At 68.8% G+C, this 7,607-nt stretch carries 12 protein-coding genes and 2 pseudogenes; 2 read left to right on the top strand and 12 right to left on the bottom strand.

Annotation, left to right across the window (positions count from 1 at the left end; translation table 11 throughout):
- A pseudogene (locus JWR81_RS00595) lies at positions 1-638 on the bottom strand (hypothetical protein); the annotation flags it as partial.
- 453 nt (positions 639-1,091) lie between these two features.
- On the bottom strand, positions 1,092-1,313 hold the full coding sequence (locus tag JWR81_RS00590; RefSeq protein WP_297645262.1) for a hypothetical protein: 222 nt from the start codon (positions 1,311-1,313) through the stop codon (positions 1,092-1,094).
- A gap of 234 nt (positions 1,314-1,547) precedes the next feature.
- Between JWR81_RS00590 and JWR81_RS00585 the strand changes: the two genes are divergently transcribed.
- Positions 1,548-1,757, top strand: a complete 210-nt coding sequence (locus tag JWR81_RS00585; RefSeq protein WP_297645259.1) for a hypothetical protein — start codon at positions 1,548-1,550, stop codon at positions 1,755-1,757.
- 229 nt (positions 1,758-1,986) lie between these two features.
- Positions 1,987-2,952 carry a ParA family protein gene (locus JWR81_RS00580; protein WP_297645256.1) on the top strand — a complete coding sequence of 322 codons (966 nt, stop codon included), beginning with the start codon at positions 1,987-1,989 and terminating at the stop codon, positions 2,950-2,952.
- Positions 2,953-3,164: 212 nt separating this feature from the next.
- Here the strand turns inward: JWR81_RS00580 and JWR81_RS00575 are convergent, their stop codons facing one another.
- The 10 genes and pseudogenes from JWR81_RS00575 to JWR81_RS00530 all read right to left on the bottom strand — a co-directional run.
- The gene (locus JWR81_RS00575) at positions 3,165-3,383 is read right to left on the bottom strand and encodes a hypothetical protein (protein WP_297645253.1); all 219 of its coding nucleotides are present in this window, start codon (positions 3,381-3,383) and stop codon (positions 3,165-3,167) included.
- Positions 3,384-3,564: 181 nt separating this feature from the next.
- Entirely contained in the window at positions 3,565-3,852 is a 288-nt protein-coding gene (locus JWR81_RS00570) for a gas vesicle protein K (protein WP_297645250.1), read from the bottom strand.
- Entirely contained in the window at positions 3,849-4,022 is a 174-nt protein-coding gene (locus JWR81_RS00565) for a gas vesicle protein (RefSeq protein WP_297645248.1), read from the bottom strand. Before JWR81_RS00565 ends, JWR81_RS00570 begins: the two co-directional genes overlap by 4 nt.
- On the bottom strand, positions 4,019-4,780 hold the full coding sequence (locus tag JWR81_RS00560) for a GvpL/GvpF family gas vesicle protein (protein WP_297645245.1): 762 nt from the start codon (positions 4,778-4,780) through the stop codon (positions 4,019-4,021). The genes JWR81_RS00565 and JWR81_RS00560 overlap by 4 nt, the downstream gene beginning before the upstream one ends.
- Positions 4,773-5,162, bottom strand: coding sequence for a gas vesicle protein (locus JWR81_RS00555; protein WP_297645241.1), 390 nt, complete (start codon positions 5,160-5,162; stop codon positions 4,773-4,775). Before JWR81_RS00555 ends, JWR81_RS00560 begins: the two co-directional genes overlap by 8 nt.
- Complete coding sequence (gene gvpO, locus JWR81_RS00550; protein ID WP_297645238.1) at positions 5,159-5,443, bottom strand: gas vesicle protein GvpO; 285 nt, start codon at positions 5,441-5,443, stop codon at positions 5,159-5,161. The genes JWR81_RS00555 and gvpO overlap by 4 nt, the downstream gene beginning before the upstream one ends.
- Positions 5,444-5,710: 267 nt before the next feature.
- Positions 5,711-5,944, bottom strand: coding sequence for a gas vesicle protein GvpG (locus tag JWR81_RS00545; RefSeq protein ID WP_297645236.1), 234 nt, complete (start codon positions 5,942-5,944; stop codon positions 5,711-5,713).
- 15 nt (positions 5,945-5,959) lie between these two features.
- Complete coding sequence (locus JWR81_RS00540; protein ID WP_297645233.1) at positions 5,960-6,685, bottom strand: GvpL/GvpF family gas vesicle protein; 726 nt, start codon at positions 6,683-6,685, stop codon at positions 5,960-5,962.
- On the bottom strand, positions 6,682-7,128 hold the full coding sequence (gene gvpJ, locus JWR81_RS00535) for a gas vesicle protein GvpJ (protein WP_297645230.1): 447 nt from the start codon (positions 7,126-7,128) through the stop codon (positions 6,682-6,684). Before gvpJ ends, JWR81_RS00540 begins: the two co-directional genes overlap by 4 nt.
- A 3-nt stretch (positions 7,129-7,131) precedes the next feature.
- Positions 7,132-7,607: pseudogene (locus JWR81_RS00530) on the bottom strand (cyclase); the annotation flags it as partial.

The raw sequence follows: 7,607 nt of genomic DNA, 5'->3' as shown, positions 1-7,607 counted from the left end.
GTCCTCGTGGCCGGCTCGGCAGCACGCGAACGTCGGCGGGACGACGCAGGGGCGGGCGGCTCGGGGGCCTCGTCGGCCTCGGTCTCGTCCGGCTCATCCTCGTCGGCAGTGACGTCGTCGGCCTCGTCCGACCGCTCGCCCTCCTCCGCCGGCCCGTCCGGTTCGTCCGCGTCCTCGCCGACGTCCTGGTCCTCGACGTCATCCACGGTGTCGTCCTCGTCCGAGACGGCGTCCTCGTCCTCGAGATCGTCCGCAGCCTCGCCCTGCTCGTCCTCGTCCTCGAGATCGTCCGCAGCCTCGCCCTGCTCGTCCTCGTCCGAGACGGGTTCCTCCTCGATGTCCTCGTCGTAGGCGTCCTCGTCGTAGGCGCCCTCGTCCCCGAGGTCGCCGGTCTCGTCCTCGGCTTCGCCCTCCGAGTCCTCGGCGTACGAAGATTCCGCCTCCTCGCCGTCATCCTGTGCGGCAGGCTGGTCGCCCGCGTCCCTCCCGGTGCCGCCCAGCACGGCGTGGGTCAGGTCGTGTTGGGCCTGCAGCAGACGCTGCATCGCCTCGAACACCTCGTCGCTGAACGCGACCAGCGCGTCCCTGAGTTCATCGGTCGACGTTGCCGAACCGGCTCCACGCGATGATCTGGTCATCTCCTTCTCTCCTGTTCGCTCATACGACAAGGGATCCCCGGAGGTCCTCGGGTTCAATCTGTGGCCGCGCCCCTATCGAGAAGTGGCTCCGTTTGCTGCACCGCCGACGACCGCACGGCCGCACCGCCGGCGCCGACGGCCGCGCTGCCGCGCGAAGCGGAACCCCGGTACCGGGTCGGGAGAGAACCCCGGCACCAGGTCGGAGTGAGAGGACCGGTGGCGTCGACGTTCCCGCGCCGTAGCTGAGACGCTCGGACCGCGGTGGGACCGCGAGGTGCCGGAGCCGTGGTTGCTGACGGACTCCAGCGCCGTCCGAGCCCACCACGTCACCGCCCCCGGGACGGGCGCACCCTTGGGGCCCGATGAACCCGACCCGGGCCGGTCTCGGGCTACGAGTCGGTCGCTCTGCAACCGCCGTGCTCCGCGCCGTACCCGCGAGGATCGGGATGATCCTCAGCAGTCCACGATGCGCTCGACCCGGCGGAGAATCTCATTGCTGGGAAAGCGATCCTGGCGGGCTTTGTCGAGCAACACCTGCACGTAGTCGGGGACCATATCGGGCGGGAGCGACCTCTCGACGAACTCGAGGTGCTCTCGACTCGGGTAGGGGTCCTCGCTGATCTTCTCCAGCAGGAACTCCACGAACGCAGCCCGGATCTCATCCAAGGTCACCATCGCGCTCCTCCTTCGATGGCTCGGCGCACTCGGGATACCCGCTGTGGCGGCGCCCCATGCCACTTCTTCCGGTGGTTTCCTCAGGCTCCCCCGAGTGAGACATCATCGGCGTCCATTTGCACTAGCGCGGCGCTGTCCGGGCAGCACCTACCGGAGGACCTGCCAGACTGACCCGATGCCCTGCGAACAAACTTCATCGATTCCTGCATCGCCGCCACCTCACGCCACCACTTCATGAGCGCCGAAATCCCCAAGTTGATCCAGCTGTACGACCTGTCGACCAACCGGGTGGTGGTCGAGATGCCCCTGTATTCCGACATCGAGTTCATGGAAGGCGACGAGATCGAGGGGCCGACGATCGGAACGTTCAAGATCGTGCGACGGCGCTGGTCGATCTCCGGCGAGAGCATCATTCTCGTCCTCCAGCTCGAACCGCTCGCCTGACGGCCGTTGGTTCGAACGTCCGACATCGCGCCGTCGCGCGCACGCGTCCGGTCAGCGGAAACGCCCCACCCGGCTGCTCGCCCGTTCGGTCGCCGGTCGTGCGCCTTTCGGAGCCCAACCGGACCCGCAGGCGTGGCGATCCCTGTGGCGGGGTACCTCGGTGATGCCGTGAGCACATCACCGCGGGCGCTGTGGCGTCCGTTCCCTGACGGCCGTTGCGGAGGTTGACGTGGCCAAGCGCAAGAAGGACCGCGAGCGTGATTATGCGCTGGGCCGCGTCATCGCCATCGTCAACGACAAGGGTGGCGTCGGCAAGACATCCTTGGCAGCCAACCTCGCGGGTCAGTTTGCCGGAGCCGACTACCGCAGCCTGCTCATCGACCTCAACAGACAGGCGAATCTGGCCGACGATCTGGGCTACCGCAACGCCACTTTCGACGACCAGGGCGCAGGCCTGCTGAACAGTTTCCTAGCCGGCACCCCATTGACGCCGGCCCTGGACGTGCGCCCCCAGTTGGACGTCGTCTGCGGAGGCGGACGGCTGGAAGACCTGACTCCGATCATGATCTCGCGCGTTCAGCATCATGGCCGCACGGCATTTCGGGCACTCGGCGACGTACTCGCCCCCATAGCGTCAGACTATGAGGTCGTATTCATCGATTGTCCCCCGGAATCGACCATCTTGTCCGACCTCGCGCTCGCCGCTGCGCGCTGGGTGCTGATGCCGACGAAGTCGGATGTCGGCGGCCTCGTGGGCATGGCCCTGGTCGCGGAGCGGTTCAGCCTGGCGCGCGAGATCAACCCTCGCCTGGGACTGCTCGGGGTCGTGCTGTTCGCCACCGGTACGCGCTCACGAGCGATCCACGGCGAAGCACGGACAGCGATAGACGAAGCCTTCGGCGGCAACTCACCCCGCTTCCAGACGACCATCCGGCATGCGGAACGCACGGCTCAGGACGCGCGCCGGCTCGGCAAACTGGCGCACGAACTCGAGATCGAGGTGGCCGCCCAGCCTGCGTGGTGGGAAGCGCTGCGATCGGACATCCGAGCACCGCGGGTCTCGCCCACGGCCGCGAGTGTCGCCGGCGACTATCGCGACCTGGGTGTGGAAGTGCTCGCCGCCCTGCAGTCGGCGGAGGAGACCGAACGCCTCGAAACCGCCGGCAGAGCCGGAAGAAGGCCACGATCGCGATGACTGCTTCTCCTGCCGACGACCGGCGAAACGGCGCCGCTCCCACCGATCTCTCGAGCACCTTCGGCGGCGCGGCCGCATCATCGCTGCGCGGTCTGCTGGTACGCCGTACCCAGCGGGTTCCGGTGGCCGACGGAACCGACGCCCGGGCCTACGAGCCGCCCGCAGAGAAACCGGGGAACGGACATACCGAGATGACTCACCCACCTCGGCGGTCACACCTTGTCGTCCGGGTTCGCGATCGCGAGCACATCGACCTGCTCCTGCTCGCCGCGACGAGCGCAGGGCCGGCGACCGGGCGACAACTCCTGGCCCGGATCGCCGGCGCCGGTGCAGAGACGTTCATGCTGCCCACGGGGAGCGCCCACCGTGAGCTCCACCGGCTTGCCAGGGAACGTCTCGTTCAGGCCGACCGGCAGGGTGGCGTCCTCCACTACTCACTGACATCGCTCGGCCTTCGCGTCCTGAGGACCAGGAGACGCGCACGGGAGGCGTACTCCCGCAGACTCGACCTCCTGCTCCGCGACGGATGAAGGGCGACGAGGTGGGACACCGGGTCGGACACGGGTCGCGCCGGTTCGCCGCCGCCACGGGCCCCGAGCCCGGACCGGGCCGTCAGTCGATGCGGGGCAACAGGTCACCGAGCGGGCCGAGGTCGAGGTTCAGATCCTCGGGCCGCAGCCCGAAGTAGTCGCGGAGATCGGTCATCGCCTCCTCCAGGCGCATCAGGCCGAGACCGAGCCGCTCGACGGTGTCGTCGGGAAGGTTCCCCTCCTCGACCCGGCGGATCGCCTGACGTTCCATGAGCTGACGCACCAGCTCGATGATGGTGAGCACGAGCTTGCCGAGGTCGCGTCCGATCTCGTCCGGGTCCATCTCCACCCGCTTCGGCAGTCCACTCATGGTTCCACCAGGGTCTGGACCGAACTGATCAAGGCTCGCAGCGAGATGTGCACGAGGTCGACGTCGGCGAGCGAGATGGTGATGTCACCGGTGATCACGACGCCTCCGGCGAGGAGGCGATCCAGCAGATCGACCAGCGCGACGCGGTCGCCCGCGGGGGTGACGGTCACGCCTCATCCGATGTCGCGAACGAGTACGGCGCCCACGGGCCGGTCAGCTCGAGCCGCAGATCCGAGCAGCTCATCCGGCTCACCTCCCGCTCCAGCGCTTCCGTCGTCGCGTCGTCCACCAGGTACGCGGCGTTCAGCACCATCTCGTCGCTGTGGCCGGTCAGTCGCGGGTCCTGCGGCGGGTAGCGGCGGCTCGCGACGGCGATCCCGGCGATCCTGCGGTGCACCGACTCCGCGGCATCCAGGGATCTCTCCCGGGTCGTGGCGGCTTGATCACGCTGCGCGCGTCGTCGCATCAGGTACGCCGTCCCTGGTCCTGCCCCCGAGACAGCAGGCGGCTGCGCGTCGGGCCGCCGCGTGGCGAACCCCTTGACGCCCCACTCGGCGCGCCCGCGGACGCGGTCGAGCGCCGCGCCGAACACGGCGGACCGCTCGCGCAGGAGCGTTCGAACGTTGTCGTCGCTGCGGTAGACGGTGGCCATGCGGACGGGCGCGATGGTGTGTGTCCGCGCCAGACTCGCCACCACCGTGTCGTGTGCGCGTGCCGTCTCCTCCAGCCACCCCAGGTCCTGGAGGCTCTGACGCAGCGACTCCTCGTCGTAGTGGCCGGGTGCCACCGAACTGACGACGGCGACGAGGCCGGCGTCGGCGATGATCCGGACCGTCGACCCGTCCACACCGCGGAGCGCGGAGACGCCGTCCGCTGCGGTGAGGGCCAGATCGCTCACCGCGTAGAGGTAGACGGCATGATCACTCATCGTCGCCTCCGTCACGCCGCCGCCGGGCGGCCGGGCGCTTGGCGGCGACCCCGTCGCCGCCGGCCGTCCGGGCTGCCTCCAACTCTCCGATCCGCTCGCGCAGGATGCGGTTCTCCTCGGCGACGTCGCGCTGGCCGGAGCTGAGGGTCGGATCGTGCTCCCACCAGTCGATGCCCATCTCCCGTGCCTTGTCGACCGACGCGATGAGCAACCGGATCTTGATGGTGAGGAGCTCGATGTCGAGCAGGTTCACCCGGATGTCTCCGGCGATCACGATTCCCTTGTCCAGGACGCGCTCGAGGATGTCGGCGAGGTTCGTCGTCTCCTGGCGGTGGTCCGGCTGACGCGCGCGCCCTGAGACCGGGAACCCGCCCGTTGTCATCGGCCCTCCCCGAGAAGCTGCCCACGCGCGTACCGCCGGGTCCGGCGATAGGAGATCAGCTCACCCTCCGACGAGAGGCACACCTCGTAGATGGCCAGGATGTCGGCCGAATCCGGGATGCGGTGCGTCTCCACGACTTCGACACCCACCTTCCACTCGCCGTCAGACCGCTCGAGGGAGATCACGGCCTCCGGCTGGTGCCCCGTGAGCTCGGCGACCTCCACAGCCGCCCGGCGCGCGGCGACACCCGCCGGCAGGGACTCGCGTCGGTGCCTTCGCACTCCCGGGTCACACTCGTCCCGCCCGTCGTCATCGGTCGGCTTCGGACGTCGCCTCGTCCCCGTGTCGTTCGAAGCCTTCGTGTTGTCGACTGCCGCGGCGTCGGTGTCGTCCGCGGGCTCGGCGCGCCTCGAAGTCCCACCGGGCCCACGGTCCTCGCTCTGCGTCCGCCGCGTTCGTGTCGTCGATGCGTCGGGGTCGCGGGCCCGCCGTGCGCGGCGAGGCCGTTCTTGCGACGGGTCCACGGGGTGCTCCATCCCTTGCTGCTGCTAGCCCCTCCGCCGAGACATCAGGCGCTGCAACAGGTCGTTCTCGAGCTCGGCGCACTCGTCCTCGGTCATCTCACCACTGCGGCGCGACTCGTCGATCTGCTCGAGCTGGGCCCGAATCCGGGCGGGGTCGTAGTACTGCTCCTCAGCTTGTTCCTTGATCTGCTCAGCCAGCCACACAACGCCCCGCACCGGAGCGATCGGGAGTCCCAGAATTCCCCTCAGCAATCCCATGTCGGTCAAATCTTCCTACGAGACGAAGTCGTACGGGGCCAGCGGGCCGAGCAGCCGCAGTCGCAGCCGACCGACTCCCTCGCGACCCAGGTCCTCAACGGCCTCCTCGAATCTCCGGCGATCGTCCCGTTCCACCAGGAAAGCACCGTTGATCACTTCCTCGGGGCTCGTCGGTGGGTGGGCCGCCGTGTCGGCGACGACAGGTTCCAACCGCTCGTACATCTTCTCGGCCTCGATGTCACGTCGTTGCTCCAACGCACCGACGATCAGCTCACCGAGCCTGACCCTGTCGTAGTAGGAGGCATCCTCGGGCAGCTCACGCACGCGCTGCTGCAGCGCCCGGATGTCCTCGTCGGCTTCGACGACCTCGCGCAACACCACGTCCTGTTCGAAGCGGCCCTTGAGCGAGAACTGCACCCGGCCCTCCAGAGCGGCGAGGACGTCCTGGAAGTGGGCGTGGTTCGGCGCCAGCAGCTCCTCCACGACGCCGTGCTCCTCGACCACCGCCGGAAACCGCATCGGCAGGACGGACGTCACCGCGGCGACACTGTCCACCACGTTCTCGTGAGCCAGGAGATCGTCCCGCAGTCCCAACGGTCGATCGGTGGGAACGTCGCCCACGATGGCCGCGATCTTCTTGTGCTCGACGGTGGACACGATGCCGGACGGGCCGAGCCCTTTCAGACCCGGGGGGATCCGGGCCCCCGACGAGACGATGCCGTAGACGTACATGGGGTTCATTCCTCACGCTCCCGCGGGCGCTGCCGTGGTCGTCGACGAGGAGCCTCCTCCGGTTCCGGTTCCTCTCTCCCTTTGAGCATCTCCTCCACCTTGTCGACGGCCCCTTCGAGGACGCCGCCGATCTTGCCCTTGGCGCCGCCCTCGGTGATCCCCTGGACGAGCCCGGGAAGGTCCTTGCCGCGCTTCTCCTTGCCGTAGAGGTCGAGACGGTTCGTCGCCTCGGCGAACCTCAGGAAGGTGTCCACACTGGCCACCACGATCCGGGCATCGATCGTCACGAGCTCGATCCCGACGAGTGACACCCGGACGAAGATGTCGATCACGAGTCCCTTGTCGAGGATGAGCTCGATGACGTCGGCGAGCCCACTGGGTCCGCCGCCGCCACCTCCCGACCGCTCGACGTACCCGCCGCCGCCTTGCCTTGATGATGTCGCAACCGTCATGGCTCACCGCCCCCGTCGCGAACGGGCGCCGACGGGCTCGCGGCGGCGAGACCGTCCATCGGAGGACGACTCGTCCGGTTCGGGCTCCTCGTCGTCCCGGTCACCGTCGGCCTCGGCCGTCTCGTCGTACTCCTCGTCGGGCTCGGCGTCGGCGGACTCGTCCTCGTCCTCGTAGTCCTCGTACTCGTCGTCCGCGCCCTCCTCGGTGTCCTCGTCGGCCTCGTCGAACTCGTCGGCCTCGTCGGCCTCGTCGTCGAGACCCTCGTCCTCGTCGGCGTCCGCTGCGTCGACCTCGGCGGACTCGTCCGACGGCTGCTCACGCGTCTCGTCGTCCGGGCGGCCGCCGTCGGCCTCCTGGGCCTGCTGCTCCTCCTCGAGCGCTTCCTCGTGGGTCTTGACGACCTCGCTGTCCCGGATCTCTCCGCGCCAACCCTCGATCTCGTCCTGTCGCAGGATCGCGTTGGTCATCGCGTGCCGCC

Origin of the sequence: Pseudonocardia sp. (assembly GCF_025965585.1) — a bacterium.
Classification (GTDB): domain Bacteria; phylum Actinomycetota; class Actinomycetes; order Mycobacteriales; family Pseudonocardiaceae; genus Pseudonocardia.
The sequence above is the reverse complement of the archived record's forward strand: the minus strand, read 5'-3'. Positions and strand labels throughout refer to the sequence as shown.

Bases quoted from the DNA above. Each gene is read 5' to 3' on its own strand.
- gvpJ (WP_297645230.1), bottom strand. From the start codon at position 7,128: ATGACGGTTGCGACATCATCAAGGCAAGGCGGCGGCGGGTACGTCGAG.
- JWR81_RS00570 (WP_297645250.1), bottom strand. From the start codon at position 3,852: ATGAGTGGACTGCCGAAGCGGGTGGAGATGGACCCGGACGAGATCGGA.
- JWR81_RS00590 (WP_297645262.1), bottom strand. From the start codon at position 1,313: ATGGTGACCTTGGATGAGATCCGGGCTGCGTTCGTGGAGTTCCTGCTG.
- JWR81_RS00585 (WP_297645259.1), top strand. From the start codon at position 1,548: ATGAGCGCCGAAATCCCCAAGTTGATCCAGCTGTACGACCTGTCGACC.
- JWR81_RS00560 (WP_297645245.1), bottom strand. From the start codon at position 4,780: ATGAGTGATCATGCCGTCTACCTCTACGCGGTGAGCGATCTGGCCCTC.
- JWR81_RS00555 (WP_297645241.1), bottom strand. From the start codon at position 5,162: ATGACAACGGGCGGGTTCCCGGTCTCAGGGCGCGCGCGTCAGCCGGAC.
- JWR81_RS00540 (WP_297645233.1), bottom strand. From the start codon at position 6,685: ATGAACCCCATGTACGTCTACGGCATCGTCTCGTCGGGGGCCCGGATC.
- JWR81_RS00545 (WP_297645236.1), bottom strand. From the start codon at position 5,944: ATGGGATTGCTGAGGGGAATTCTGGGACTCCCGATCGCTCCGGTGCGG.